1 protein-coding gene is annotated in these 363 nt (G+C 63.4%); it reads right to left on the reverse strand.

The window, feature by feature from the left end:
• Positions 1–363: hypothetical protein (locus SB719_RS19175; protein ID WP_412159604.1), on the reverse strand; the 363-nt coding region annotated here is incomplete at both ends.

Consider the following 363-nt stretch of genomic DNA (forward strand, 5'->3'; position numbering starts at 1 on the left):
GGTTGTCGCTTCGGATGGTCGCAAGCAGCTGGGTGACGTGTTCGCCGATGTCGCCGCCTTCCAATGTGAAAGCCTTCATCTGACCGATCGCCGCGGCACCTTGCTCCCGGATCCGGCGCGCGAGCTCGGCTGGTAACTCGGTAATGCCCAGTCGCTCGCGAGCTCGGCGGGGCAGGGTGCGCAGTATCTTGAGTGCCGTTTCTAGATGGACTGAAGCGCGGAACGCCTCAGAAGCATCAGCCTCGGCCACTAACCGCTCGACGATAGCGTAAGTCGCGTCCTCAGCAGCTTCCGGGTCTCCAGCACGGCGATGCCAGTCGGCCGCCACCTCCAGAGTGTGGTCAGCAGCGATCGACTCGATTC

Origin of the sequence: Pantoea sp. SIMBA_079 (assembly GCF_046940275.1) — a bacterium.
GTDB classification, from domain to species: domain Bacteria; phylum Pseudomonadota; class Gammaproteobacteria; order Enterobacterales; family Enterobacteriaceae; genus Pantoea; species Pantoea borealis.